The 26,035-nt window shown below is 62.5% G+C and carries 30 protein-coding genes; 12 read left to right on the top strand and 18 right to left on the bottom strand.

All coding sequences use genetic code 11. The features are described 5' to 3' along the window. Window positions 1–12: 12 nt before the first annotated feature. The 4 genes from FHT70_RS23875 to FHT70_RS23860 form a co-directional block, all read right to left on the bottom strand. Window positions 13–885: a metal ABC transporter permease gene (locus FHT70_RS23875; RefSeq protein ID WP_183705272.1), complete on the bottom strand. Its 873-nt coding sequence runs from the start codon at window positions 883–885 to the stop codon at window positions 13–15. Continuing rightward, on the bottom strand, window positions 882–1,631 hold the full coding sequence (locus tag FHT70_RS23870; RefSeq protein WP_183705270.1) for a metal ABC transporter ATP-binding protein: 750 nt from the start codon (window positions 1,629–1,631) through the stop codon (window positions 882–884). The genes FHT70_RS23875 and FHT70_RS23870 overlap by 4 nt, the downstream gene beginning before the upstream one ends. 483 nt (window positions 1,632–2,114) lie before the next feature. Then, complete coding sequence (locus tag FHT70_RS23865; protein ID WP_183705269.1) at window positions 2,115–2,600, bottom strand: peroxiredoxin; 486 nt, start codon at window positions 2,598–2,600, stop codon at window positions 2,115–2,117. Window positions 2,601–2,675: 75 nt separating this feature from the next. Further along, the gene (locus tag FHT70_RS23860; protein WP_183705267.1) at window positions 2,676–3,515 is read right to left on the bottom strand and encodes a protein-disulfide reductase DsbD domain-containing protein; all 840 of its coding nucleotides are present in this window, start codon (window positions 3,513–3,515) and stop codon (window positions 2,676–2,678) included. Window positions 3,516–3,656: 141 nt separating this feature from the next. Between FHT70_RS23860 and FHT70_RS23855 the strand changes: the two genes are divergently transcribed. From FHT70_RS23855 to FHT70_RS23845, 3 genes are all read left to right on the top strand, one after another. Beyond that, window positions 3,657–4,262: a YqgE/AlgH family protein gene (locus FHT70_RS23855; RefSeq protein WP_011424313.1), complete on the top strand. Its 606-nt coding sequence runs from the start codon at window positions 3,657–3,659 to the stop codon at window positions 4,260–4,262. 101 nt (window positions 4,263–4,363) lie between these two features. Continuing rightward, window positions 4,364–4,555, top strand: coding sequence for a CsbD family protein (locus FHT70_RS23850; protein WP_064800933.1), 192 nt, complete (start codon window positions 4,364–4,366; stop codon window positions 4,553–4,555). Window positions 4,556–4,645: 90 nt separating this feature from the next. Continuing rightward, window positions 4,646–5,719, top strand: a complete 1,074-nt coding sequence (locus FHT70_RS23845; RefSeq protein ID WP_183705265.1) for a putative zinc-binding metallopeptidase — start codon at window positions 4,646–4,648, stop codon at window positions 5,717–5,719. A gap of 423 nt (window positions 5,720–6,142) precedes the next feature. On the opposite strand, the gene rnhA is transcribed toward FHT70_RS23845, so the two are convergent. From rnhA to FHT70_RS23820, 5 genes are all read right to left on the bottom strand, one after another. Continuing rightward, window positions 6,143–6,598 (bottom strand): ribonuclease HI, encoded by a 456-nt coding sequence (rnhA, locus tag FHT70_RS23840; protein ID WP_183705263.1) that lies wholly within the window; start codon window positions 6,596–6,598, stop codon window positions 6,143–6,145. Continuing rightward, window positions 6,595–7,560 (bottom strand): homoserine kinase, encoded by a 966-nt coding sequence (locus tag FHT70_RS23835; RefSeq protein WP_183705261.1) that lies wholly within the window; start codon window positions 7,558–7,560, stop codon window positions 6,595–6,597. Before FHT70_RS23835 ends, rnhA begins: the two co-directional genes overlap by 4 nt. A gap of 55 nt (window positions 7,561–7,615) precedes the next feature. Then, window positions 7,616–8,617: a 4-hydroxy-3-methylbut-2-enyl diphosphate reductase gene (ispH, locus tag FHT70_RS23830; protein WP_183705259.1), complete on the bottom strand. Its 1,002-nt coding sequence runs from the start codon at window positions 8,615–8,617 to the stop codon at window positions 7,616–7,618. 76 nt (window positions 8,618–8,693) lie between these two features. Further along, on the bottom strand, window positions 8,694–9,449 hold the full coding sequence (locus tag FHT70_RS23825) for an SURF1 family protein (RefSeq protein ID WP_183705258.1): 756 nt from the start codon (window positions 9,447–9,449) through the stop codon (window positions 8,694–8,696). After that, complete coding sequence (locus FHT70_RS23820) at window positions 9,442–9,822, bottom strand: DUF983 domain-containing protein (protein WP_183705256.1); 381 nt, start codon at window positions 9,820–9,822, stop codon at window positions 9,442–9,444. The genes FHT70_RS23825 and FHT70_RS23820 overlap by 8 nt, the downstream gene beginning before the upstream one ends. A 236-nt stretch (window positions 9,823–10,058) precedes the next feature. Between FHT70_RS23820 and FHT70_RS23815 the strand changes: the two genes are divergently transcribed. Both FHT70_RS23815 and FHT70_RS23810 read left to right on the top strand, forming a co-directional pair. Then, window positions 10,059–10,700 carry a chloramphenicol phosphotransferase gene (locus FHT70_RS23815; protein ID WP_183705254.1) on the top strand — a complete coding sequence of 214 codons (642 nt, stop codon included), beginning with the start codon at window positions 10,059–10,061 and terminating at the stop codon, window positions 10,698–10,700. A 240-nt stretch (window positions 10,701–10,940) separates the two neighbouring features. Beyond that, on the top strand, window positions 10,941–11,204 hold the full coding sequence (locus FHT70_RS23810; protein ID WP_097597707.1) for a hypothetical protein: 264 nt from the start codon (window positions 10,941–10,943) through the stop codon (window positions 11,202–11,204). Between the two features lie 110 nt (window positions 11,205–11,314). Here FHT70_RS23810 and FHT70_RS23805 read toward each other — a convergent pair whose 3' ends face one another. The 6 genes from FHT70_RS23805 to coxB all read right to left on the bottom strand — a co-directional run bounded on the left by FHT70_RS23805 (window position 11,315) and on the right by coxB (window position 16,619). Then, window positions 11,315–12,193 carry a cytochrome c oxidase subunit 3 gene (locus FHT70_RS23805; RefSeq protein WP_183705253.1) on the bottom strand — a complete coding sequence of 293 codons (879 nt, stop codon included), beginning with the start codon at window positions 12,191–12,193 and terminating at the stop codon, window positions 11,315–11,317. Between the two features lie 60 nt (window positions 12,194–12,253). Beyond that, window positions 12,254–12,862, bottom strand: a complete 609-nt coding sequence (locus FHT70_RS23800) for a cytochrome c oxidase assembly protein (protein WP_183705252.1) — start codon at window positions 12,860–12,862, stop codon at window positions 12,254–12,256. Beyond that, window positions 12,859–12,999: a hypothetical protein gene (locus FHT70_RS23795; RefSeq protein ID WP_004672998.1), complete on the bottom strand. Its 141-nt coding sequence runs from the start codon at window positions 12,997–12,999 to the stop codon at window positions 12,859–12,861. The genes FHT70_RS23800 and FHT70_RS23795 overlap by 4 nt, the downstream gene beginning before the upstream one ends. Next, window positions 12,999–13,949 (bottom strand): heme o synthase, encoded by a 951-nt coding sequence (locus tag FHT70_RS23790; RefSeq protein ID WP_183705251.1) that lies wholly within the window; start codon window positions 13,947–13,949, stop codon window positions 12,999–13,001. The genes FHT70_RS23795 and FHT70_RS23790 overlap by 1 nt, the downstream gene beginning before the upstream one ends. Window positions 13,950–14,015: 66 nt before the next feature. Further along, window positions 14,016–15,716, bottom strand: a complete 1,701-nt coding sequence (gene ctaD, locus FHT70_RS23785) for a cytochrome c oxidase subunit I (protein WP_183705250.1) — start codon at window positions 15,714–15,716, stop codon at window positions 14,016–14,018. A gap of 18 nt (window positions 15,717–15,734) precedes the next feature. Then, window positions 15,735–16,619 (bottom strand): cytochrome c oxidase subunit II, encoded by an 885-nt coding sequence (gene coxB / locus FHT70_RS23780; RefSeq protein WP_183705249.1) that lies wholly within the window; start codon window positions 16,617–16,619, stop codon window positions 15,735–15,737. A gap of 315 nt (window positions 16,620–16,934) precedes the next feature. Between coxB and FHT70_RS23775 the strand changes: the two genes are divergently transcribed. The 5 genes from FHT70_RS23775 (at window position 16,935) to FHT70_RS23755 (ending at window position 21,821) form a co-directional block, all read left to right on the top strand. Then, a complete protein-coding gene (locus FHT70_RS23775; RefSeq protein ID WP_183705248.1) occupies window positions 16,935–17,606 on the top strand; it encodes an invasion associated locus B family protein in 672 nt (223 codons plus the stop codon). A gap of 472 nt (window positions 17,607–18,078) precedes the next feature. Beyond that, window positions 18,079–19,494 (top strand): metalloprotease TldD, encoded by a 1,416-nt coding sequence (tldD, locus tag FHT70_RS23770; RefSeq protein WP_183705247.1) that lies wholly within the window; start codon window positions 18,079–18,081, stop codon window positions 19,492–19,494. Window positions 19,495–19,510: 16 nt separating this feature from the next. After that, complete coding sequence (locus tag FHT70_RS23765; protein WP_183705245.1) at window positions 19,511–20,002, top strand: GNAT family N-acetyltransferase; 492 nt, start codon at window positions 19,511–19,513, stop codon at window positions 20,000–20,002. A 164-nt stretch (window positions 20,003–20,166) separates the two neighbouring features. Then, window positions 20,167–20,808: a DUF47 domain-containing protein gene (locus FHT70_RS23760; RefSeq protein WP_183705243.1), complete on the top strand. Its 642-nt coding sequence runs from the start codon at window positions 20,167–20,169 to the stop codon at window positions 20,806–20,808. Continuing rightward, a complete protein-coding gene (locus tag FHT70_RS23755) occupies window positions 20,808–21,821 on the top strand; it encodes an inorganic phosphate transporter (protein WP_085777200.1) in 1,014 nt (337 codons plus the stop codon). The genes FHT70_RS23760 and FHT70_RS23755 overlap by 1 nt, the downstream gene beginning before the upstream one ends. A gap of 24 nt (window positions 21,822–21,845) precedes the next feature. Here the strand turns inward: FHT70_RS23755 and FHT70_RS23750 are convergent, their stop codons facing one another. Both FHT70_RS23750 and FHT70_RS23745 read right to left on the bottom strand, forming a co-directional pair. Continuing rightward, complete coding sequence (locus tag FHT70_RS23750; RefSeq protein ID WP_183705241.1) at window positions 21,846–22,163, bottom strand: pyrophosphatase; 318 nt, start codon at window positions 22,161–22,163, stop codon at window positions 21,846–21,848. 76 nt (window positions 22,164–22,239) lie between these two features. Next, window positions 22,240–23,523, bottom strand: coding sequence for a D-alanyl-D-alanine carboxypeptidase family protein (locus FHT70_RS23745; protein ID WP_183705239.1), 1,284 nt, complete (start codon window positions 23,521–23,523; stop codon window positions 22,240–22,242). A gap of 216 nt (window positions 23,524–23,739) precedes the next feature. Between FHT70_RS23745 and FHT70_RS23740 the strand changes: the two genes are divergently transcribed. Continuing rightward, window positions 23,740–24,777, top strand: a complete 1,038-nt coding sequence (locus FHT70_RS23740; RefSeq protein WP_183705237.1) for a polysaccharide deacetylase family protein — start codon at window positions 23,740–23,742, stop codon at window positions 24,775–24,777. A gap of 8 nt (window positions 24,778–24,785) precedes the next feature. Here FHT70_RS23740 and pdxH read toward each other — a convergent pair whose 3' ends face one another. Beyond that, window positions 24,786–25,406 (bottom strand): pyridoxamine 5'-phosphate oxidase, encoded by a 621-nt coding sequence (pdxH, locus tag FHT70_RS23735; RefSeq protein WP_085777196.1) that lies wholly within the window; start codon window positions 25,404–25,406, stop codon window positions 24,786–24,788. Window positions 25,407–25,471: 65 nt separating this feature from the next. Here pdxH and FHT70_RS23730 point away from each other — a divergent pair, with 65 nt between their 5' ends. Further along, the gene (locus FHT70_RS23730; RefSeq protein WP_064800911.1) at window positions 25,472–25,930 is read left to right on the top strand and encodes an RT0821/Lpp0805 family surface protein; all 459 of its coding nucleotides are present in this window, start codon (window positions 25,472–25,474) and stop codon (window positions 25,928–25,930) included. Window positions 25,931–26,035: the final 105 nt, after the last annotated feature.

Here is a 26,035-nt window from a genome sequence, read left to right as displayed (position 1 = left end):
GTCTCCTTGAGATCAGCCCTTCAGATGCGGGCGGGGAAAGAAGCGCCGGGCGAGGCCAGAGGGCGCGAAAAGGATCGAAAATGTGTAGATCGCCGCCGCCGTCATGATGATCGTCGGGCCGGAGGCAAGCTCGAGATGGTAGGAGGCGATCAGGCCGAGATAGCCGGAGGCGGCGGCGCTCGCGGTCGCGATCAACATCATCATGGGCAGGCTGCGCGACCAGAGCTGGGCGACGGCCGCCGGCAGCATCATCAGGCCGACCGCCATCAGCGTGCCGAGCGCCTGGAAACTGGCGACGAGGTTCAGCACCACGAGCAGCAGGAAGAGGACATGATAGACCGGGCCGCGGCCGCCGACGGCGCGCAGGAAACCCGGATCGAAGCATTCGGCCACCAGCGGCCGGTAGATGGCCGCGAGGACGACCAGCGTCAGCGAGGTGATCGCGCCGATCTGATAAAGCGCCGGCGCATCGATTGCCAGGATGGTGCCGAAGAGCACGTGCAGCAAATCGATGTTCGAACCTCGTAGCGAGACGATCAGCACGCCGAGCGCCAGCGACGCAAGGTAGAAGCTGGCAAAACTCGCATCCTCCCGCAGCACGGTCATGCGGCTGACGGCGCCCGACAGCAGCGCCACCGACAGGCCGGCGACAAGGCCGCCGAGGCCCATCGCCGTCAGCGACAGCGAGCCGGCGACGAGATAACCGATCGCCGCCCCCGGCAGCACGGCATGGCTCATGGCGTCGCCCATCAGGCTCATGCGCCGCAGCATCAGGAAGACGCCGATCGGCCCGGAGCCGAGCCCGAGGCACAGGCAGGCGACAAGGGCGCGGCGCATGAAACCGAAATCGGCAAAGGGCGCGAGGAAGAGATCATAGGCCGTCATGCCGCCGGCGCCTCTTGGGATTCGCAGGCCGCGGCATCCTCGTCCCAGCGCTCGGCCATGGCGCGCGCCTTCATCAGATTGGCGGAGGACATGACCTCGGCGGTCAGGCCCCATCCGACAAGCTCGCGGGCCAGCAGCAAGGTTTGCGGGAAATGCGCGCGGACGAGCTCGAAATCGTGCAGCACGGCAATGACGGTGCGGCCCTCGCCGTGCCAGCGGATGACGAGTTCGATGAGGTCCCGGGTCGTGCGGGCATCGATTGCGGTAAAAGGTTCGTCGAGCAGGATGACGCCGGCATCCTGCAGCAGCAGCCGGGCGAAGAGCACGCGCTGGAACTGGCCGGCCGAAAGCGATCCGACATGGCGCCGGCCGAAGCCCTCGAGCCCGACGTCGGCAAGCGCCTCGCCTGCTCTCTTCAGGTCGACTGGCGCGACACGGCCGAAGGCTCCCCTCGTCTTCCAGACGCCGAGCATGACGGTATCGATGACCGAGATCGGAAAGCGGCGATCGATCTCGGCCGCCTGCGGGAGATAGCCGATTTCCGCCCGCCCCAGCCGGTGTTCGACCCTGCCCTCGGCCGGACGAAGCTCACCGATGATCGCCTTCAGCAGCGTCGACTTGCCCGCCCCATTCGGCCCGGCAATCGCCGTCAGGCTGCCCGGAGCAAAGGCGCCGGAGACATGATGGACGGCGGGATGCCTATCATAGGCGACGGTGAGATCGTCGAGACGGATCAACGGCGTCATGGCAGCAGAACCGCCCAATGGATGGCGAGCCAGAGGACGGCAATGACCAGGGTGATGCCGACTACCCTCGATAGGGCCGATTGTCCCATGAGGCTGATGGGGAGGCGATCGGGGTTTCGCGGCATGGCTCGTCCTACAATGTAATAACATTACGGTTATGTTATAACGATTGCGGCAGGATTGAGGCGGAGTTTAAAGCTGCTCACACAATTGAAAAAGGCGACCGAACGGCCGCCCTTCATGTGTCGCGATGTCTGTGTAATCTTTAGACGATGGCAGCGCTCGAGTCCGCGGCACGCCCCTCATCCGCCTGCCGGCACCTTCTCCCCGCTTGCGGGGCGAAGGGGATATGCCGCACCTCTCCATTCCCCACCAACCTCTCGCAGGGCACGTCCCCTCTCCCCGTTTTTACGGGGAGAGGGTTAGGGTGAGGGGCAGATCTTGTAGCGACATCAGCAGGTTAGGTGACGGGTTTTCGATCGCTCAGAGCTGTTCCAGCATCGCGGCAGCACCCGAGACGGTGGCCTGGCCGGGGCTTTCCTCGACGTTCAAGGCTTTCACCACGCCGTCTTCGACCAGCATCGAATAGCGCTTGGAGCGCAGCCCGAGGCCGCCGGCGGAGAGGTCGGCGTCGAGGCCGACGGCCTTGGTGAAGGCGGCGTCCCAATCGGCGAGGAAGTGGATCTTGCCGAGGCCGCCGGAGGATTGCGCCCAGGCGCCCATCACATGCCAGTCGTTGACGGCGAGAACGGCGATGTCGTCGACGCCCTTGCCGAGGATGGTATCGCGGTTTTCGAGATAGCCCGGCAGGTGGTTCAGCGAGCAGGTGGGCGTGAAGGCGCCCGGCACGGCAAAGAGCACGACGCGCTTGCCGGCGAAGAGCTGCTCGGTGGTGATTTCGACCGGGCCGTCGGCGGTCTTTTCCTTGAAGGTGGCGGCAGGAAGCTTGTCGCCGATCGCGATGGTCATGGTTTTCTCCTCGGGTTCTGTGGGTTCGGGCTCTGCGGCGGGCGCCGCCGGGGATGGGGCGACTATAAGTGCCGATCAGTCAAAGGCAAGCGTGGTCTCCATCGCCCTGTCGCCATTGATGACGAGCACGTCCCAGCGCTTGCCTGAAATATCGTAATCCTTGGGCAGCCTGCCGATCATCATATCAGTCTTGAAGATGGCGCCATCGCGTTTGCCGCCGCTCTGCTTGGTGAAGGCATAACCGCTCGGACCGGTGACGATGATATCGGGGGCGCCCTTCCCGTCACCCGGCAAAGCGAGCGTCAGCGACAACGTCTTCCTGTCAGGTGAGATCGCATGCGCCGTCACCTTGAAATCGTCCGAAGGCGGCTTCGGCAGCGTCGCATCAGCGGCCGCAAGGATCGCCTCTTCCTGCGGATGCGACTGCATGGCACGGCCGAGCTTCAGGCTTAAATTCGCCTGGAAGGGAATGCAGATATCCTTGCAGATGCCGATGAAGACGGCGGCGTCGATCTTCACCTCGCCTTTGCCGGCCGCCCTCATGGACAGCGGCAGCGTCACCGGCGCGTCATAGGCGATATCCTCGATCTCGCCATTGAAAAAATGCTTCGGCACGGGATAGCCAATGGCGTCGAGCGTGACGCCGGTCGCCGGCGCTATGGTGACCTGAGGCGGAATGCCGCTGTTGCCGGGTTCGCGCCAGTAGGTGATCCAGCCGGGTTTCGGCTCGATCTGCAGGCCGGCGCGAATTTTGCCGCCGGCATCCGGCGCCAACGCCACGAGGCGCATGCGGCCGCCCTCGGCCTTGGCCCAGGCGCTCATTTCCGCATGGGCCTGGCAAAGGGGCATAAGAACAGCGGTCCCTGAGACGGCCGCAATTAAAAACCTACGCGGGACCAAGCTAATAATCATCATGGAACAACGGTTTACCGAAAGTGCTCTCCGGCCGCCAGAAGCCGCGCCCATTTAAATCTTCATTTTCGGTTGATTGATTTGTGACATTGGCCCATCTTTCTCTTGTCGGGGCCTTGGTGCGGTCTGGCAGCAGGAGGAATGATGTCCTTATCGACGCTGAAGAACAGACGGGAACGCGGCTTCTTCGATGGCCAGTTCCTCATCGCCATGCCAGGCATGGAAGACCGCAATTTTGCGCGCACGGTGATTTACATCTGCGCGCATTCGGATGCCGGCGCCATGGGCTTCGTCATCAACCGACCGCAGAGCCTCACCTTCACCGACGTGCTCCTGCATCTCGACATGATCAAGCAGGAAGAACCGATCGTGCTGCCGCAGCGGGCGCGCGATTTCCCAATCCAGACGGGCGGCCCGGTGGAGAGCGGCCGCGGTTTCGTGCTGCATTCGGACGATTATGCCAGCGACTCCTCGATCCCGGTCAGCGACGACATCTGCCTGACGGCGACCCTCGATATCGTGCGCGCCATCTCCAAGGGCGCCGGGCCGAAGCGCGCGACCATGCTGCTCGGCTATTCCTCCTGGGCGGCCGGCCAGCTCGAAAACGAGGTCGCCAACAATGGCTGGCTCACCTGCCCGGCCAATGAGGAACTGATCTTTGACCGCAACCTCGACGACAAGTACGAGCGGGCGCTTGCCGGCATGGGCATCAACGCCGCCATGCTATCGGCCGAGGCCGGCCACGCCTGACGGTCGCGGCTCCCTGGCGGTCGCGGGAACGAATAGCCGCCAGTGACGTTCCCTTTCCGCGCGGACGACAGGTCCGACGCCGAAGCATGGAGACATCACAGATGGGTAGCACCAGCGACAAGATTTCAGGCAAGGCAAACGAAATTGCCGGCAAGACCAAGCAGGCCGCCGGCAAGGCCACGGGCAATCGCGACATGCAGGCCGAGGGCGACGTCCAGGAAGCCAAAGGCAAGGGACAGGTCGCAACAGGCAAGGTCAAGGACAAGCTCAAAGGCGCCGTCGACCGGCTCTGAACCACCAGCTCAGCCCGGATGAACCATGCCTGCCGCGCACGCGCGCGGCGGGCATTTTTCATCCGCCCCTGCTTTGCAGAGATCAAAACGATGAAACTCTTTGCCTGCGACAATTGCGATCAGGTCGTCCACTTCGATAACCGGCACTGCGTCCGCTGCAATCACCGTCTCGGCTTCCTCCCAGGCGACCTTGCCATGCATGCGCTGGAGCCGCGCGACGAAATGGTCTGGCAGCTCGTTTCCGACCCCGACCGGCACGTGCGCTTCTGCGCCAATGCCGGCCTCGACATTTGCAACTGGCTGGTAGACGTCGAGAGCGACGGTGAATTCTGCACCGCCTGCCGCCATAACCGCCTGGTTCCGAATACCGACACCCAGGACGGCATCGATCGCTGGCGGCGCATCGGTCAGGCGCAGCGTCATCTGTTCTATTCACTCTTGCGCTGGAAGCTGCCGCATCCCGATCGCGGCCAAGATCCGCAAGGCGGCCTGGTCTTCGATTTCCTCGAAGATTCACTGCAGGGCAACGGCAATGTCGTGCCCGCCATGACCGGTCATGAGGAAGGCCTGATCACCATCCGCGCCGCCGAAGCCGACGACGCGACGCGCGAACAGGCGCGCAGCTCGATGAACGAGCCCTACCGCACGCTGCTTGGCCATTTCCGCCACGAGGCCGGCCATTTCATCTGGAACAAGCTGGTGCGCGACCAGAACGGCCTCGACGATTTCCGCGCCGTCTTCGGCGACGAGCGGCAGGATTATGCGGCCGCGCTGCAAAACCACTATGCCAACGGCCCGCCTTTGGGATGGCAGGATAATTTCATCAGCGCCTATGCTTCGTCGCACCCCTGGGAGGATTTCGCCGAATGTTTCGCGCATTACCTCCATATAGTCGACACGCTGGAGACGGCCCGCGCCTTCGGCATCGCCATCGATCCGCGCGGCCACGAGGAAATCGCCGGCGAGGTCGATTTTCTTCCCTATAGGGCAAAGAGCGCCGAGCAGCTCGTCAGCGCCTGGGTGCCGCTCAGCATCGCGATCAACGCCATCCAGCGCAGCATGGGTCAGCCGGATTCCTACCCCTTCGTGCTCTCTTCGCCTGTTGTGGCCAAGCTCGAATATCTGCATCGGCTGATCCAGGGGGCAGCGGTGCGGCAGCCGTGAGAGGCAAAGCCTCTCCCCGAGCTCGTCACCGAAATGAGAGAGCAGGAGGCAACCACCAGTGCAGGGGAACGCCAGATCGGCACCCTGGTTGTCGTGGCGCCCGCCATATCTCCACCCTCATTCCTGTGCTCGTCACAGGAATGAGGGAGCATGGCGAGATGCCAGCCTCCATTGCGGGCTTTGCTCTGCCCTCGAAAACAGCAAGATCCCACCATGTCCGAGACAGCGGAACTGCGTTCATGGGATGTCACCGCACATTCCGTCGTCCTCGGCCTTGAGCCGAGGATCCATGCCCAATCTGGTGGGTGTCGCGTGGATCTAGGGTCGAGCCCCAGCATGACGGGGATTGGGTTGGACCGACGGGCTCATTCAAGCCGCGAGCGAGATGATAGGAATAGGAGCGAGACGGCAAACCGCGCACCCTTAAAACGAAACCGCCTTGCCCTTCTTGAAAGGCTCCATGCCCTTGCGGGCGAGTTCGTCGGCGCGTTCGTTTTCCGGGTGGCCGGCGTGGCCCTTGACCCAGTGCAGCGTCACCTTGTGGCGGTTGCGGGCTTCCTCAAGCGCCTGCCAGAGCTCGGCATTCTTCACCGGCTTCTTGTCCGATGTCTTCCAGCCGTTTTTCTTCCAGCCGAAGATCCACTTGGAGATGCCGTCCTTGACATAGGCGCTGTCGGTATAGAGGTCGACTTCGCAAGGGCTCTTCAGGGCCTGCAGCGCCGAGATCGCCGCCATTAGTTCCATGCGATTGTTGGTCGTCTCCGCCTCGCCGCCGCAAAGCTCCTTTTCCACCTCGCCGTAGCGCAGCACCGCGCCCCAGCCGCCGGGACCGGGATTGCCGGAGCATGCGCCGTCGGTGAAGATATCGACATGTTTCATAGGCTCAACCCGTATTCGGCGGCCGAACCGATCTGGCGGTGGAAGCGCAGCTTGCGCAGATATTCGAGCGGATCTTTCTTGGTGACCATGGCGCCTTCCGGCGTCATCAGCCAGTCATAGAGCCGCGTCAGGAAGAAGCGCAGCGCCGAGCCGCGCGCGAGCACCGGCAGGGCGGCGATTTCTTCACCGCTCAACGGCCTGACGCTCTGGTAACCCTCGAGCATCGCCATGCCTTTGGTGATGTTGTAGGCGCCGTCCTTCTCGAAGCACCAGGCATTCAGGCAGATCGAGACGTCATAGGCGAGCAGGTCGTTGCAGGCGAAATAGAAATCGATCAGGCCGGAGAGCTCATCACCCAAAAAGAAGACGTTGTCGGGGAAGAGGTCGGCATGGATGACGCCGGACGGCAGGCTCTTCGGCCAGACGGCGGCGAGAGAATCGAGCTCATTGCGGATCTCGCCCTGCAGGCCGGGCTCGACCTCATCGGCACGCGCCTCGGATTTCTCCCAGAGCCCCCGCCAGCCGTCGATCGACAGCGCGTTGGGGCGCTTCAGATCGAAGCCCTCGCCCGCCACATGCATCTCGGCCAGCGCCTTGCCGACCTCGCGGCAATGCTTCGCCTCCGGCTTCCTCAGCCACATCCCTTCGAGGAAGGAAATCAGCGCGGCCGGGCGGCCGGAGAGCGAACCGAGCAGCGCGCCGTCGCGGCGCGGCAGCGGCAGCGGGCAGGAGAGGCCGCGGGCCGAAAGATGCTGCATCAAGCCGAGGAAGAACGGTAGGTCGCGCTTTTCCACGCGCTTCTCATAAAGCGTCAGGATCAGCGGCGCCTTGGAAGTATGCAGCAGGAAGTTGGAGTTTTCGACGCCTTCGGCAATGCCCTTATAGGAGAGCAGCGTGCCTGCATCATATTCCGTCAGGAACCATTTCAGATCGTCTTCGGCGATATCGGTGTAGACTGCCAAGTGAGGTCTCGTCTCTGTATTGTGGATGGTAGATGACCGGGACGCGGGTGGCGGCCTAGCCGTTGACGAAGGCCATGTCGGCCGCCGTCAGCTCGATGCTGCGCAATTCGCGGTTGACCAGGAAGTTTTCGGTTTCCTGCACCGTCTCGGCCAGTTCGACGCGGGCATCGAAGCGGGCGCGGAAGGCTTCGATGATCTCGTTGACGATCACCTCAGGCGCCGAGGCGCCGGCGGAAAGGCTCAGCGTCGAAATCGCGCCGATCTCCTCCCAGTCGAGCTCGGCGGCGCGCTGCACCAGGATCGATTTCTTCGCCCCTGCCCTCAGCGCCACTTCGACGAGGCGCTTGGAATTGGACGAATTCGGCGCACCGACGATGATGAAGAGATCGCAGCCGGGGGCTGCCTGCTTCACCACTTCCTGGCGGTTGGTCGTGGCGTAACAGATCGAGTCCGCCGCCGGCGCAGTCAAATTCGGGAAGCGCTCCTGCAGGCGGGCAATGACGCCGGCCGTATCATCGACTGACAGCGTCGTCTGAGTGACATAGCCGAGGTTGTCGGGATCGGCGGGGGCGTAGGCGTCGGCATCCTCGATGGTCTCGATCAGCGAAACCGCGCCTTCCGGCAACTGCCCCATCGTGCCGATCACTTCGGGGTGGCCGGCGTGGCCGATGAGGACGACATGGCGGCCAAGGCGATTGTGGCGCATCGCCTGCTTGTGGACCTTGGAAACCAGCGGACAGGTGGCGTCGAGATAGAAGAGATTGCGGCTCACCGCATCCTCCGGAACCGATTTCGGCACTCCATGGGCGGAGAAGACCACCGGCTGGGTGCGATGCTCGGCCGGGATCTCGTCCAGTTCCTCGACGAACACGGCGCCCTTTGCCTCCAGTCCCTCGACGACATAACGATTGTGGACGATCTCGTGGCGTACATAGACCGGCGCGCCATAGGATTTCAGCGCCAGCACGACGATCTGGATGGCGCGGTCGACTCCGGCGCAAAAGCCGCGCGGGCCGCAGAGCCTGATCGTCAAAGGAGGTTTCGCCGCAATATTCATGTCCGTTCCGTCAAAATTCCGTCCAGCGTGGGAGTAAGGGACCTCTAGCCCAATATGGCCGGGAATTGAAGCGATACTATTGCCGAGGCGCCTTGCCGGGTTTTCGAAACCAGGAGATCGCCACCACGGCGACGAGCACGGCGGCAAGTCCGTACCAGGTCAGGGCATATTGCAGATGATCGTTCGGCAGATCGACCTGGGTGACGCCGCCGATCGGCAGGCCGGCCGGGTTGGGCGTGGAATCGGCATCGACGAAGAACGGGATGACGCGCGCCTTCTCCAGACCGACGCTATCGGCCATGACGTCGAGATCCTTCCAGTAGAAGATGTTCTTGCGGACGTCGTTGTCAGGCACCAGCCAAGAGGGCTTGCCGGCAAGTTTGGCGCGCGCCAGGCCCGTGACCGTCTGCTGATCCGTCAGCTGGCCCTGCATGCGCATTTCGGGCTCCTTGTTCTCATAGGGAACGAAGCCGCGGTTGACGAAGAGGATGCGCCCGTCGGCAAGCTCGAGCGGGGTATAGACGTAAAAGCCCGTCTGGCCGCGCCAGGTGGCGAAGAAGTGCCGTTCCTTGTTGTTGATATAGCGGCCGGTGGCAGTGACCTTGCGGTATTCGATATCGCCGCCGGAGGCCGCCAGTGCCTCGATGTCGGCGAGCGGCACCGGCGCGGCAGCCTGGCGCGCGGCAATATCGGCGAGCAGACCTTGCTTCCAGTGGAGGCGCTGAAGCTGCCAGGTGCCGAGCGACAGCAGGATGGCAAGCGCAATCAGCACCAGAATGCCGGTTATCACAGGCAGCCGGCGGCGCGGCGCGGCGCGATCGATGTCAGTCACTCAGACGTCCTTCGCGGGCATTGTGGCGGTACTGCATGGCGATGAGGATGCCCTTGAACCAGCGCAGCGTCAGAAGCGACAGGATGATCGTCAGCGGCCCGAAGATGAGGATATGCACCCAGATCGGCGGCCCGTAATTGACCTGCAGCCACAGAACCATGCCGATGATGATGAAGCCGACGATCAGGATGACGAAGACGGCGGGACCGTCACCGGAATCGGCGAAGGAATAGTCGAGGCCGCAGGAGGCGCAGCGCGGCTGCAGGCCCAGCAGGCCATCGAACAGCTTGCCATGGCCGCAGCGCGGGCAGCAGCCCTTGATGCCGGTTTTCACCGGATCGAGGGGGGGAAATTGCGCGCTGTCTTCGCTCATGCTGTTCCTTTGCGCGACCACTTGCGGCCGCGGCATTTTCGATGCTGCCTTAACTCTCCCATAAAGTATTCGCATCCCGAATGGAAATGCCTGCGCGGTTTCGCCGCTTCATAATTCCTCCGATCGGAATCGATGTGAGGAATGATGCAGCAATTCAAGGCGTTACGGCGTCCTTTGCGTGTCTGAGAAGACACGCGGCGCTGTAATGATTCGCGCCAAACAGAAGAAGAAGACTGATGACCAATGACAGCCATGCCGGACAGATCATCATCCTGAACGGGGCGCCGAGAAGCGGCAAATCCAGCATTGCGCGCGCGATTCAGGACGAATTCGAAGGGCCGTGGATCAACCTCGGCGTCGACGCCTATAACGACATGACGCCGAAGCGCTACCTGCCCGGCATTGGCCTGAGGCCCGGCGGCGAGCGCCCGGATCTCGAGGAACTCGTGCCGTTCCTCTACGCAGCCCTTTACGAATCGATCGCCATTCATGCCGGCCTGGGGCTCAATGTGGTGGCCGATCTCGGCCATCACGATAGCTACTCGCAGCCGCTCGGCATTCTCGCCGATTGCGCCCGGCGGCTGGAGGGATATCCCGTGCTGTTCGTCGGCGTGCGCTGTCCGATCGAGAGCATCGTGCAGCGGCGCGAGATCAAGCAAGAGGGGCGCGAGACACTTTATGCAAGAGCATCCGAAGACATGCCGGTCCCCGAACCGGTGCAGCGCTGGCAGGACGAGGTGCATCGGCCTGGCATCTACGATATGGAGGTCGATACGTCGGTGCTGACCGCGCTGGAATGCGCCGAAGCGATCCGCCACCAACTCGACCTCGGCATACCCGCCCCCTCGGCCTTCGAACGGATCGCCAGCGGGCGGTGATGCCGATCGTACGTCCCACTCTCCATGAGGCTCAGGCTTGACCGACTTGACCCGAGCATCGACGCCGAGTTCGGCGGCAAATGCCACCATGATCGCTTCCAGGTGCGAAGCTGGGGCCGAAAGCGACGAGAACATCGACATCTTTGCCATCTGACGACGACGATGCGCCCGCCCATCCGGGTAATATCAATGCGATCAATCGCGGCGTAGTGTTCCATTTGGCTTTGAGAGGAGGATGCTATGCCTACCATATTGGCCTACCACGACGTCAAGGACGTCAAGCATTGGCTCACTTCACCGCGCCGCAAAGAGGTCTTCGAGCCCCTCGGCTGCACGAACATTCGTACGTTTGTCGATCCACAGGCGTCCAATCGCGTTGGCCTCGTCATGGACGTTCCCGACATGGGCCGCCTGGAGGAATTTATGAAGTCCAAGCAAGCGGCGGATGCGATGGAGTATGACGGAGTGTTGCCGGAGACCTTGGTGATTCTCACTCAATCGTAGCGGGACGTCAGGGGCCGCGCCGTGGATTAAGCCCTGCGATCACGGTGCGTGGAGCAAAAAACAGAAAAGGCGGACCCGAGGCCCGCCTTTCGCTTGAACATCGCTCCCGATCAGCCTGCGGCCACCGGAGCGCCCCAGCCGCCCCAGACGTAGATGCAGAAGAACAGGAACAGCCAGACGACGTCGACGAAGTGCCAGTACCAGGCGGCTGCCTCGAAGCCGAAATGCTGCTTCGGGGTGAAGTCGCCGCGCAGCGCGCGCAGCAGGCAAACCAGCAGGAAGATCGTGCCGACGAGGACGTGGAAACCGTGGAAGCCGGTCGCCATGAAGAAAGTCGCGCCGTAGATCGAATTCTTGAAGTCGAACGGAGCGTGGGCATATTCGTAAGCCTGCACGCAGGAAAACAGGATGCCGAGCAGCACGGTCAGCGTCAGGCCCTGAACCAGGCCCTTGCGATCATTGTGCAGCAGCGCATGGTGCGCCCAGGTGACCGTCGTGCCGGAGAGCAGCAGGATAACGGTGTTGTAGATCGGCAGGTGCCAGGGATCGAGGACTTCGATGCCCTTCGGCGGCCAGACGCCGCCGGTATAGGCCATGCGCGAGGCCTGGATCGCCTCATTCGGAAACAGGCTGGCGTCGAAATAGGCCCAGAACCAGGCGACGAAGAACATCACTTCCGAAGCGACGAACATGATCATGCCGTAACGCAGGTGCAGCGAGACGACGCGGGTGTGAGAGCCCTCATGGGCTTCCTTCACCGTATCGGCCCACCAGCCGTACATGACGTAGAGAACCAGCACGAGACCGATGTAGAAGAGCCAGGGATTGGCGAGTTCGGCGCCGGCGACCTTGAAGGAGCCGCCGTTCAGGTAACGCATGTAGCAGACACCACCGATCGCCATGATGAAGGCGCCGAGCGAGGCGAGAATCGGCCATGGGCTCGGATCGATGATGTGGTAGTCGTGGTTCTTCTGATGCGCATCGGCCATGTGGCTATCCCCGGATGTCTTCCTCACTTCGCTCCCGGCTTAGCCGGAAACGAGCCTTGATCAAAGTTTCTTTTCAATCTTTACCGCTCCACCCTCATTCGAAGCGACGGGCTTCGGACCCTCTTTCGGGTAGAACGTATATGACAGCGTCACCGTGTGGATATCCTTCGATTCCACCGCCTTGACGATTTCAGGGTCGATATAGAACACGACCGGCATTTCGAGCTTCTCGCCCGGCTTCAGGTCCGTTTCCGTAAAGCAGAAGCACTGAACCTTGTTGAAATAGGCGCCCGCCTCGCCCGGCGTGACGTTGAACACCGCCTGGCCGCGCTGAGTCTCGTTCGAGCGGTTCTCGGCGACGAAATTGACCTGGATGGTTTCGCCGATCTTCGGATTGACCTCGCGCTCGACCGGCTTGAAATTCCACTGCAGGCCGGGAGCGACATTGGCGTCGAAGGTCACACGCATCTTGCGGTCGAGCACGACACTCGACATCTGCTCGACGCGCTGCGTCGTGCCGTTATAGCCGGTCACCTGGCAGAAGATGCGGTAGAGCGGCACGGCGGCATAGCTCATCGCGCCCATGCCGAAGACGAAGCTCAGGCACATCAACACGACGGCGCCGTTGTTACGGCCCTGCATCCTGGGTGCGGCGGCCTTTTCGCTCATCCGGCCATTCCTCCGCCGATCTTCACGATCGTGATCGCATAGAACAGGACGACAAGGCCGGCTAGCACCAGCCCGAGGGCGATGTTGCGGTTGCGGCGCGACTTCATCTGCTTTTCGGTGAGCTTGACGAGATCCATCAGAACGAGCCTCCTGCTTGCGAGACCAGCGTAGCGGCCAGCCGGTCGATCATCAGCGCGGAAAAGATGGCGAAGAGATAGAAGATCGAGAAGGCGAAGAGCTTCTTTGCCGGGATCATCTTCAGATCGCCGTCCGGCATCCGCCAGACGGCGATGGAACAGGTGATGAAGATCGCTCCAAGAGCGGCGGCGACGAGGCCGTAGCCGAAGCTTGCAAAACCGAGGAAGGACGGCAGCACCGCGCAGATGGCGGTCAGCACCGCATAGGCGACGATCTGATGCTTGGTCATCCGCTCCCCGGCGACGTTCGGCAGCATCGGCACGCCGACGGCCTCGTAATCGCGCATCTTGAAGAGGGCAAGCGCCCAGAAATGCGCCGGCGTCCACAGGAAAATGATCAGGAAGAGAACGGTGCTCTCGATCGTCACCGAATTCGTCACGCAGGCCCAGCCGATCATCGGCGGAAAGGCGCCGGCAGCACCGCCGATGACGATGTTCTGCGGCGTCGAGCGCTTCAGCCACATGGTGTAGATGACGGCATAAAAGAAGATGGTGAAGGCGAGGATGCCGGCCGACAGCCAATTGACGGCAAGGCCGAGAATGACGACGGAAAAGCCCGACAGCACCAGGCCGAAGGCGAGCGCTTCCGACGGCGCGACCCGGCCGGCCGGAATCGGGCGCTTGGCCGTGCGGCTCATGACGGCGTCGATATCGGCGTCGTACCACATGTTCAGTGCGCCCGAGGCACCGGCGCCAACGGCGATGCAAAGGATCGCGATCAGGCCGAGGACAGGGTTGATGTGGCCCGGGGCCAGCACCAGGCCGGCAAAGGCGGTGAAGACCACGAGCGACATGACCCGTGGCTTCAAGAGCTCGAAATAATCGCGCGCGCTCGCTTCCGACATTTCGCCGTCCTCTGCAAGCGCCTCGTGATTGTCGATAACCGTCATCATTCCGTCCTGAATTTACTTACGCCGGACGCCGTTTCGAGTGCGGCGTCCGGTTTTCCGCGCGACTTACTTGATGCGCGGCAGCTGTTCCCACTGGTGATAGGGCGGCGGCGAAGGCAGCTGCCATTCCAGCGTCGTCGCACCCTCGCCCCACGGATTTTCGCCGGCAATGCGCTTCTTGGCGAAGGCTTCGAAGACCGAGAAGAGGAAGATCAGCACGCCGAAGGCCGAGATGTAGGAGCCGATCGAGGAAACATAGTTCCAGCCGGCAAAGGCATCCGGATAATCGATGTAGCGGCGCGGCATGCCGGCGAGACCAAGGAAGTGCTGCGGGAAGAACACCAGGTTGACGCCGATGAACATGACCCAGAAATGCAGCTTGCCGAGGAACTCGTTGTACATGTAGCCGGTCATCTTCGGGAACCAGTAATACCAGCCGGCAAAGATCGCGAAGACGGCGCCGAGCGACAGAACGTAGTGGAAGTGAGCCACGACGTAATAGGTGTCATGCAGCGAGCGGTCGAGACCGGCATTGGCAAGCTGGACGCCGGTGACGCCGCCGACCGTGAACAGGAAGATGAAGCCGATCGCCCAGATCATCGGGGTGCGGAACGAGATCGAGCCGCCCCACATCGTCGCGATCCAGGAGAAGATCTTCACGCCCGTCGGGACGGCGATGACCATCGTGGCGAAGACGAAGTAGCGCTGCGCATCGAGCGACAGACCGACCGTATACATATGGTGGGCCCAGACGACGAAGCCGACGGCGCCGATCGCGACCATGGCGTAAGCCATACCGAGATAACCGAAGATCGGCTTCCTCGAGAAGGTCGAGATGATGTGGCTGATCATGCCGAAGCCCGGCAGGATGAGAATGTAGACCTCGGGATGACCGAAGAACCAGAACAGGTGCTGGTAGAGGATCGGGTCGCCGCCGCCTTCCGGAGAGAAGAAGGAGGTGCCGAAGTTGCGGTCGGTCAGCAGCATGGTGATGCCGCCTGCCAGAACCGGCAGCGACAGCAAGAGCAGGAAAGCGGTGATCAGCACCGACCAGGCAAACAGCGGCATCTTGTGCAGCGTCATGCCGGGGGCGCGCATGTTGAGGATCGTTGTGATGAAGTTGATCGCGCCGAGGATCGACGAGGCGCCGGCGATATGCAGCGCGAAGATCGCCAAATCGACCGCCGGTCCGGGCGTGCCGCTCGTCGCCAGCGGCGGATACATCGTCCAGCCGCCGCCGGTGCCGTAAGCGCCTGCCGGGCCCTCGACGAACATCGACAGCAAGAGCAGCGCGAAGGCCGGAACGATCAGCCAGAAGGAGATGTTGTTCAGGCGCGGGAAGGCCATGTCGGGGGCGCCGATCATGATCGGCACCATCCAGTTGGCGAATCCGCCGATCATCGCCGGCATGACCATGAAGAAGATCATGATCAGCGCGTGCGCCGTCGTGAACATGTTGAACATCTGCTTGGCGCCGTCGATGGCGGCATCGCCTTCATAGCCGTAGACCATCGAGGCCAGGCCATGGAAGATCTGGATGCCCGGCTCCTGCAGCTCCATGCGCATGGCCACCGACAGCGCGCCGCCGATGATGCCGGCGATGATCGCGAAGATCAGGTAGAGCGTGCCGATGTCCTTGTGGTTGGTCGAGAACAGCCAGCGATTGACAAAGCTCGGCTTGTGCCCGTGATCATGGTGATCGTGATCATCATGCGCATGATCGTGATGGGCGTGAGAATGATCGTCGTGAGCGGAAGGTCCAGCCATTGTCCCGATCCCTTTTAATTACTGTGCTTCGGCAACGTCGACGGTCTTTGCGGGACCATCGGTTGCGGCCATGAGTGTCTTGTAGGCGCCGGGCAGGTCGCTGGCGGCCGTGGTCAGCCACTGCTTGTACTTGTCCTCGGAGACGACGCGGATGGCGATCGGCATGAACGCATGGTCCTTGCCGCAAAGCTCGGAACACTGGCCATAGAACAGGCCTTCGCGCTCGGCCCTGAACCAGGTCTCGTTCAGGCGGCCCGGCACGGCGTCGATCTTGATGCCGAAGGACGGCATGGCGAAAGCATGGATGACGTCGGTCGGTGCCGCGGTCACGAGAACGCGCACCGTCTTATTGACCGGCAGCACCAGCTCGTTGTCGACGGCGAGCAGTCTCGGATAGACCGACTTGTCTTCCTTGCCGGCGGCCGCGCGATCCTGATCCTTCAAGAGGTAGGAATCGAAGGCGAGCGGGCTGTCGCCCGAACCTTCATATTCATAGTTCCACTGCCACTGGGTGGCGGTCGCCTTGATCGTCACGTCAGGATTTTCGGGCAGCGTCAGCTGCGCTGTCAGAAGGTTGAAGGAGGGAATGGCGAGGAAGAGCAGCACCAGGACCGGCCCCACGGTCCAGATGACCTCGATCAGCGTATTGTGGCTCGTCCTCGAAGGCACTGGATTGGCGCTGGCGCGGAACTTGAAGCAGACGACGATGAGCAGGATCAGGACGAAGAGCGTGATCGGAACGATAAACCACAGGGTATATTGTTCGAACCAATGAATTTCCCGCATGATCGGCGTCGCCGCCGGCTGCAGCGTCGCCTGCCACGGCGTCGGCTGGTCGGCATATGTGCCGGAAGCAAAAAGCAGACAGACCAGCGTGGTCAGGGCTGCATAAGCCTTCTTCATCACCTTATTATCTCCCTCGAGCGCTTGACCTGCTAAATCGAACGCAGAATCCTTGCCATCTTCAGCGCTTCAAACCACAGTTTGGCATTTGCCGCAACAGGCAGGAGCAATTGTCTATGCGGCATTTTTGCTTAAAGCACAGGCAGGCCGAACGGCAAAACATCCCAAGTTTTTCATCGGCATATGAAAAATGCCCTTTCCGGCCGATCCGCCCGCCGTACATTATATGACAAAGGTCCAATTTCTGCCGCAGTCCCCCGGTTTTCACGGGGTGGGGCTTTTCATTTCCGGTGGGCAGCTTCAACAATAGCCGCAATGATTCGATATCCAGAGGTTTCCATGGGTTTCCGTTCCCTCGCGCGGTCGCTTCTCGTGACTGCAAGCATCGCGGCCGCAGCGACGACGCCCGTCTTCGCGCAGCAACCCGCCCCTTCCCCGGCCACGCCCACCACCCCTGCACCGGCCACCCCTGCACCGGCCGCCCCTGCCCCGGCCCAGCAGCCCCCGGCTGCCAACCCGAATATCCAGGTGACGCCCGGCCAGACCCAGCCGCAGGCGCCGGGCACAGTGAAATCCAATCACGGCGCATGGTCTGTCGTCTGCGACAAGCCGGCGGGGGCGGCGACCGAGCAATGCGCGCTGATGCAGAATGTCATCGCCGAGGACCGGCCGGAGGTCGGGCTTTCCGTCGTCGTCTTGAAGACGGCCGACCGCAAATCGAAGATCCTGCGCGTGCTGGCGCCGCTCGGCGTGCTTCTGCCGAACGGCCTCGGCCTCAATGTCGACGGCAAGGATATCGGCCGCGCCTACTTCGTCCGCTGCTTCGCCGACGGCTGTTATGCCGAAGTCGTGCTCGAGGACGAGCTGCTGAAGACCTTCCGCAGCGGCGCCCAGGCCACCTTCATCGTCTTCCAGACCCCGGAAGAAGGCATCGGCATCCCCGTCGACCTCAAGGGCTTCGCCGAAGGTTTTGACGCGCTGCCGTGAGGCTGGCGGCTGCGGATTTCGAACGCTGAGCGCAGCTCCGCTACCCTTCAAACCCGAGCATTTCACGGGGCCCGCGAGGCAGCCATGGATCCCAGGCTCAAGGCCTGGGATGACGGAGGTTGGGGTGGGCTGCCGCCAAACTCGACGACAGCGCATGGCCGGTGCTCTTCCCTCGCCTTCCATGTGTTACTCCGCATGTCCCCTCACACTCCGTCATGCTCCGGCTTGACCTGGCTTGACCCGAGCATCCACGCCGCACTCGGAGGCGCCGATGATCCCAAGTTCGGGGGCATGGGACGACGAAGGTTAGAGTGCCGTTGCTGCATAATACCTCGTACGAGACAATTCCCCTCTCAACTTGCCAGTCCAACTCCAGCAATAATAATTCCACCGCAGGGCTTCACTCTTTATCAACAGGAGCCCTATCTAAGGCGCAAGCGCATTCCCGAACGCATGCCATTGGAGCCAGACCATGACCACCGATCTCCTGACGCTTTTCGATGCCGACGAGGCCACGATGCGCGGCCTTGTCGCCGAAGCGCTCGCCGGCGCCGATGACGGCGAGCTGTTTATCGAGCATGCCCAGGCCGAGGCGCTGACCTTCGACAATGGCCGGCTGAAGGGCGGCAGCTTCAATACGGAACAGGGTTTCGGACTTCGCGCCGTTGCCGGCGAAACCGTGGGTTATGCCCATGCCGGCGACCTCTCGGTGGCGGCGCTGAAGCGGGCGGCCGATGCGGTCGGCGCGGTGACGCGCGGCTATTCCGGCACCTATGCCGCCGCTCCCCAGGGCACCAACAAGAAATTCTACGGCGACCAGAACCCGATCGGCCAGCCGAGCTTCGAGGAGAAGGTCAAGGTCCTGCAGGATATCGACGCCTATCTCAGGAGCAAGAACGACAAGGTGCGGCAGGTGACTGCTTCGGTCGCGGCGAGCTGGCAGGTCGTCGACATCCTGCGCGCTGACGGCCATCGCGTGCGCGACATCCGGCCGATGACGCGCATCAACATTTCCGTCGTGGTCGGCGAAGGCGAGCGGCAGGAGAGCGGCTCTTACGGCAGCGGCGGGCGCGTCGGCTTCGGCGATTTCATCGCCGAGGGCAGCTGGCAATACGGCGCCGACGAGGCGCTGCGCCAGGCACTCGTCAATCTGGAGGCGATCGATGCGCCGGCCGGCACGATGGACGTCGTTCTCGGCTCCGGCTGGCCGGGCGTGATGCTGCACGAGGCCGTCGGCCACGGGCTGGAAGGCGATTTCAACCGCAAGAAGACGTCGGCCTTTGCAGGCCTTCTCGGCCAGATCGTCGCCGCGCCCGGCGTCACCGTCGTCGATGACGGCACGATCGACAACCGCCGCGGCTCGATCACGATCGACGACGAGGGTACGCCGTCCGGCTACAACGTGCTGATCGAGAACGGCAAGCTGGTCGGCTACATGCAGGACCGGCAGAATGCCCGGCTGATGGGCATGGCGCCGACCGGCAATGGCCGCCGCCAGGGCTATGCCCACGTGCCGATGCCGCGCATGACCAACACCTATATGCTCGGCGGCGACAAGACGCCCGAAGAGATCATCGCCTCGGTGAAGAAGGGCATCTATGCCGTCTCCTTCGGCGGCGGTCAGGTCGACATCACCTCCGGCAAATTCGTCTTCGGCTGCACCGAGGCCTATCTGATCGAGAACGGCAAGCTCGGCGCGCCGATCAAGGGGGCGATGCTGATCGGCAATGGCCCGGATGCGATGAAGCGGGTGTCGATGATCGGCAACGACATGAAGCTCGATACCGGCATCGGCAATTGCGGCAAGGCCGGCCAATGGGTTCCGGTCGGCGTCGGCCAGCCGCATCTGCGCATGGATCAGATCACCGTCGGCGGCACGCAGACCTGAGGCGGAGTATTTCCTCATGGCAGAGATCGAAATCAGACCCTTTGCCGCCGGCGATGCCGATGACGTGCTGTCGGTGATCCTGCCGATTCAGCGCGAGGAGTTCGGCATCGACATCACAGCTGATGCGCAGCCGGATCTCCGGGTCATCCCGGATTTCTACCAATCCGGCAAAGGTCAGTTCTGGGTCGCCGTCAAGGACGGCGCGATCGTCGGAACGCTGGGCTTGAAGGATATCGGTAACAATCAGGCAGCGCTGCGCAAGATGTTCGTCGCCGCCGAGGTTCGCGGCCGCGAGCACGGCGTGGCAGCGCGGCTTCTCGAGCGCCTGTTCGACCACGCCAGAGATGCCGGCCTCACCGACATCTTCCTCGGCACCACGGACAAATTCGTTGCCGCCCATCGCTTCTACGAGCAGAACGGCTTTACCGAGATTGCCAAGAGCGCCCTGCCCCGCTCCTTCCCGCTGATGGCCGTGGACACCAAGTTTTACCGGTATAAGGTCGGCTGACTGCGGATGCCGCAAAGGGTCGGCGGCCGATAACGGCCATGTTCCTGTCGCGCCACAACTGTCATAAAACTGTCACAAACCGAAACTCGGCCCTATCTCTTCAACGGGATAGGGTTTAGGACGGCTCGTCATCCATAGCGCAGATCAAAAATCACGAGGTGTTCATGCTGGGTTGGTTTCGGAAATTGATGCCGCGCGAAGACCGGTTTTTCGTCCTTTTCGAACAACATTCCAGAACGATCGTCGACGCCGCACAGGCTCTGGACAGGTTGCTGTCGGGAATAGAGATCGAGCATCAATGCGAAACGATCGTGCGGTTGGAAGACCAGGCCGACGATATAACGCGCGAAGTCATGCAGGCCGTCCGGCGGAGCTTCATCACACCTTTCGATCGTGGAGACATCAAGGATCTCATCCAATCCATGGATGATGCGATCGACATGATGCACAAGACTGTCAAAACCATCCGGCTCTTCGAGCAGACCAGCTTCGATCCGGGGATGCAGGAGATGGGCAAAACCGTTGTGGAAGCTGCCAATCTCATTGCCGAGGCCATTCCCTTGCTCGATCGCATGAACGCCAATGCGCCGCGGCTTTCTGCGATCGTCGAGCAGGTCACGCGGGTGGAAGGGCGCTCCGACGAGTTGCACGAGCAGGGGCTCAAGGATCTGTTTCGCCGGCACGGCGCCGGCAATGCGATGGCCTATGTGATCGGCAGCGAGATCTACGGCGAGTTGGAGAAGGTGGTCGACCGTTTCGAAGACGTCGCCAACGAGATCAGCGGCATCGTGATCGAGAATGTCTGATGGATGCCGCCCTCGCTCTTCCGCTTCTTGTCGGCCTGATCGGCGTCGCGCTGCTGTTCGATTTTCTCAATGGCCTGCATGATGCGGCCAATTCGATCGCAACAATCGTCTCGACACGGGTCCTGAGGCCGCAATATGCGGTCTTCTGGGCGGCATTCTTTAATTTCATCGCCTTCCTGTTCTTCGGCCTGCATGTGGCCGAGACGCTCGGGACCGGCATCATCGATCCGGCGATCGTGACACCGCAGGTGATTTTCGCAGCCTTGATCGGCGCCATCGTCTGGAATGTCGTGACCTGGATCTTCGGCATTCCCTCCAGTTCATCCCATGCCCTGGTCGGCGGGCTGGTCGGTGCGGGCCTTGCCAAAGCGGGCTTGAGTTCGATCGTCTGGAGCGGCCTTCTCAAGACCGCGAGCGCCATCGTCATGTCGCCGATGATCGGGTTCCTGCTGGCATTGTTCCTCATTCTGGCGGTGACCTGGACCTTCATCCGGCAAACGCCTTTTGCCGTCGACCGGTCCTTCCGTTTTCTGCAATTCGTGTCGGCATCGCTCTATTCGCTCGGTCACGGCGGCAATGACGCCCAGAAGACCATGGGCATCATTGCCGTGCTTCTTTACTCGCAAGGCTATCTCGGTGGCAGCTTCCACGTGCCGCTCTGGGTGGTGATTTCATGCCAGGCGGCGATGGCGCTCGGCACCTTGTTCGGCGGCTGGCGCATCGTCCATACGATGGGCTCGAAGATCACCCGACTGAACCCGATGCAAGGATTCTGCGCCGAAACGGGCGGTGCCTTGACGCTGTTCGGCGCCACCTGGCTCGGCATCCCCGTTTCGACCACCCATACCATTACCGGCGCCATCATCGGCGTCGGCGCCGCCCGGCGCGTCTCCGCCGTCAGGTGGGGGCTTGCCGGCAACATCGTGATCGCATGGATCATCACCCTGCCGGCCGCGGCAATGATTTCGGCAGTTTCGTTCTGGCTCGTGAGCCTGTTGGGCCAGCTCTCTTAGTCGATCGGACAGCTGACGTGGCGCTTAGGCGTTGGGCGTCTGTGCCGGCTGAAACCGCCACTTCCGTTCGATCGCGGCGGCGATGTCGATGTCGTTACGGCGAGCAAACAGCAGGAGGTGACCGAGCAGGTCGGCAGTCTCGTCGGCGAGATCGCGCCTGATATCCTCGGGAGAGCGGCCTTTGGCACGGCCCCGACCGGTCAGCCGGTTCCAGGCTTGGGTGAGCTCTCCCATTTCCTCCTGCAGCTTCAAAAGGAACCAGTCGTCATCCCGCTCGATGCCGCTCTCGGCGACATGGACAGCGGAAGCGGCTTCGAACTGGTCGGCGAGACGGCGCAGCATGGATGTTCTCCTTTTGTTTATGGAGGAGACGCTGATTCCCGCTGCTTGTCCAGAGCCGAGTATGATGCCGCTGGGATCAGCTGTGGTCGGGCAGCAGCACGCAGTCATAGGAGCGCTGCTTCAGCGCATCGCAGGCGGAGGCGGCGGCGTCCTTGCTGGCAAAGCCGACGAAGCGGGCGCGATAGATCCGGTTCGCCCCCTGCCCGACCGCTTCAGTGTAGGGCGAGGCGGAAACCAGCGGTGCGCCGCCTTCCGACTGGGCCTGTGCAAGAAGCGCACGCGCCGCATCGGCGCTGGGGGCCGCCGAAATCTGGATCTGCCAGGTGCCATCGGTCTTCTCGGCCGGAGCCTTGCCGGTCTTGCCGGCATTCAGGATCTCGTCCATGGCGACAGGACGTTCCAGCGGCACGACGGCGTCATCGGCATAAGCCAGGCTCTTGGCTGCGGGATCTTCGTCCGGGCGCCGGGCGTTGAGCGGCACCGGAACATCGGAAGAGTCAGCCGCAGACGCGACTTCGACCGGTTCCCTGGCGGCGACGCTCGCCATCAGCCTGGCGCCGCCGGATGACGAGGCGCGGCCGAGATAGCGGTCGAGCAGCGCTTCCATCCTGGCGTCGCGGCTGCGGGCGGTGCGGCCGCCGAGCACGACGCCGACGACGCGGCGGTTGCCGTCTCTGACGGCGCTGACGAGGTTGAAGCCGGACGCGTTGGTATAACCCGTCTTGATGCCGTCCATGCCCTGGTAGCGGTACATGAGATTGTTGTGGCCGCGCACGGTCTTGCCGCGGAAATTGAAGCTTGCCATCGAGAACAGGCGATATTCATTGGGATAATTCTTGATCAGCGCCACGCCGAGCGTCGACATGTCGCGCGCCGTCGTCACCTGCCGGCCGTCCGGCAGGCCGGAGGCATTGACGAAGACGGTGCGGCTCATGCCGAGCTGGCGGGCTTTGGCCGTCATCATCCGGGCAAAGCCGGCCTCCGAGCCGCCGAGCGTCTCGGCCACGGCGGCAGCGGCGTCATTGGCGGACTTGACGATCATGCCATAGACCGCCTCGCGCACGGTGATGGTGCCGCCGGCCTTGACGCCGAGCTTGGTTGGCGGCCGGGCGGCGGCATATTTCGACATTTTGATCGGCGTATCCCAGGCGATCCTGCCGCGTTTCAGCGCCTCGAAGGTGAGATAGAGCGTCATCATCTTGGTGAGCGAGGCCGGATGGTTCAGCGTATCGGCGTTTTCGGACGCCAGGACCTTGCCGGTTCGGGCATCGAGGACCAGCGAGGCGCTGCCGGCAAGAGCCGCAAGCGGCGCCGAAACGACCAGCGTCACGGTCAAAACAGCCGCCAAAAGCTTTCTCATGGAGTTCCCCCTGATGCGCTGGCTCTCGATGGGCCGGCCATGTGTCGTAATGTGACAGAAGCCGGAAGTTTGGCGCGACTTTGCGGCAACGCCTACGATTTTTCTAGTCTTTTCATCGCCTTGGTTAACAGAAAACGAAAGAAGCTGTGTGAAAGCGGGATTCAGCAAGGCTTAAGCCGCCGTTGCTAGTTTGCGGCAAAGGACAATGGGCGACGCATGACGGGGCAATTGAAGCGACTGGCAAAACGCGTGGCGATCGGCGCCGGGCTCGAGGCATCCTCGTTGATCGCAGCGGCCGGCCTGATGCGGCAGGCGGGCGGGCGCGGGGTCATCTTCACGCTGCATCATGTCCGCCCGCACGAGCCCCACGCCTTTGCGCCGAACGCGCATCTTGAAATCACGCCGCATTTTCTCGATGCGGCGCTCAGGCGACTGACGCGCGACGGCTATCGCTTCGTGCGGCTCGACCAGCTGCCGGCGCTTCTGGCCGAACCCGAGGGCGGCCGGCCGTTTGCGGCCTTTACGCTCGACGACGGCTACATCAACAACATGGAGCATGCGCTGCCGGTGTTCGAGCGGCATCGGGCGCCTTTCACGGTGTTCGTCACCAAGGGTTTTGCCGAACGTTCCCACAGCATCTGGTGGGAAACGCTCGCCGTCCTGTTGCGACGGCCAAAAGAAATCCGCTTCGATTTCGGCAACGGCAGCGAGCGGCTGGCCCTCGCCAGCCCGCGGCAGCAATGGGATGCCTTCGACCGCTTCGCCGGGTATATCCACCGCTTCGACGAGGCGCGCGCCGTTGCCACCCTCGATATGCTGGCCCGGGAACACGGCATCGAGCCGACCGATATCGTGCGCGATCTGGTGATGGGACCGGTGCAGTTGCAGCGGCTCGCCCGACGTCCGCTTGCAACGCTCGGCGCCCATACAATCAGCCATCGCGCGCTTGCCCGCTTGCCGGAGGCCGAAGCGCGGATCGAGATGGAAGTTTCGGCCGATTATGTCGAGGCGCTGACCGGCGCCCGTCCCGCCGCGATTGCCTATCCCTACGGCACGCCGGAGGCGGCGACCGCCCGCGAGGAGGCACTTGCCGGCCGGCTGGGCTTTTCGGTCGCGGTCACGACGCAGCCGGGGCTGCCGGCGACCGGCAAGACCGGCTATCTCCCGCGCATGTCGCTGAACGGCTACTACCAGAAGCGGCGCTACGTCTCGGCGCTTGCTTCCGGCATTCCGCTGAAACTGATGGGCCGGTAGAGGGTAAGCTAAGGATACATCCGTACCTTTTCCCAGGCCCCGACTGGGGATGGGCGACGAAATTCGATGCGGTCATGCAGGCGGAACTGCTGATCTTTCCAGAATTCGATCGAGGTCGGCCGGATGCGGAAGCCCGACCAATAGGGAGGCCGGGGTATCTCGCCAATGGCGTAGCGGGCGGTGTATTCCGCCACCGCCTTCTCCAGCGCGAATCGGCTTTCGAGCGGACGCGATTGTTTGGAGGCCCAGGCGCCGATGCGGCTGCCGCGCGCCCGCGTCTTGAAATAGGCGTCGGCTTCGGCGTCGCTCACGATCTCGACAGGTCCGCGCAACCGCACCTGGCGGCGCAGGCTTTTCCAGTGGAAACACATGGCGGCTTTCTTCTGCCCCAAGATTTCGCGACCTTTCTGGCTCTCGAAATTGGTGTAGAAGACGAAACCGTCATCGTCGAATCCCTTCAGGAGCACCATGCGGACATTGGGAAGACCATGCTCATCGACCGTTGCCAGCGCCACGGCATTGGGATCGTTCGGTTCGGAGGCCTCCGCTTCCTTCAGCCATTCGGCAAAGAGCTTGAAGGGCTCGCCACTTTCGGTAAAGTCACCGCTTGTTAACTCGTTTGCCGACATATTGGTTCAAATGCCCCGGATTATTCAAAACTCGCCCAGCTTTTGATAACTGGACAGGACGCAGGGTGGAAGTCATAGCAAAGTCATATCGCCATACAAAGGGCCTGCGGCAACGCAGCAGCGTCTTCCTGGTTGTCGGCGCCGCAATGCTGTCGCTTTCCGGCTGCCTCGCGGGCGGGATGGATTTCTTGAGCGAAGCCAAGGTCGACCGGTCGGTGGCCACCGGCACCGTGCCGCAGACGCCGCCGAGCACCGACACGCTTTCGGACGAGATGACAGTGCGCAACGCCGTGACCTCGGCCGATGTGCACAAGCTCGAAGGCCAGCCGCTTCCCTGGGCGAATGCATCGACCGGCAGCGCCGGCGTCATCGACACGATCGTCGAAAACAACGAATCGGGCCAGGTCTGCCGGCAGTTCCGCACGACGCGGCATTCATATGTCGGGATCGCCAAATTCTACGGCAAGACCTGCCTCGTCGGCGGCGGCAACTGGCAGCTGCTGAGCTTCCAGCCGGAAAGTTAATTTCCGGCGGGAAAGCTAATTTCCGGCGTGAAAGTTAATGTCCGGCGGGAAATTTGATCTGCCGGAACCGATTCGGCGCGCGCGACAGTTAACGGCCGCCAGCTT

This window comes from Rhizobium sp. BK049, assembly GCF_014193135.1.
Classification (GTDB): domain Bacteria; phylum Pseudomonadota; class Alphaproteobacteria; order Rhizobiales; family Rhizobiaceae; genus Rhizobium.
This window is presented reverse-complemented; position numbering and strand designations above follow the sequence as displayed.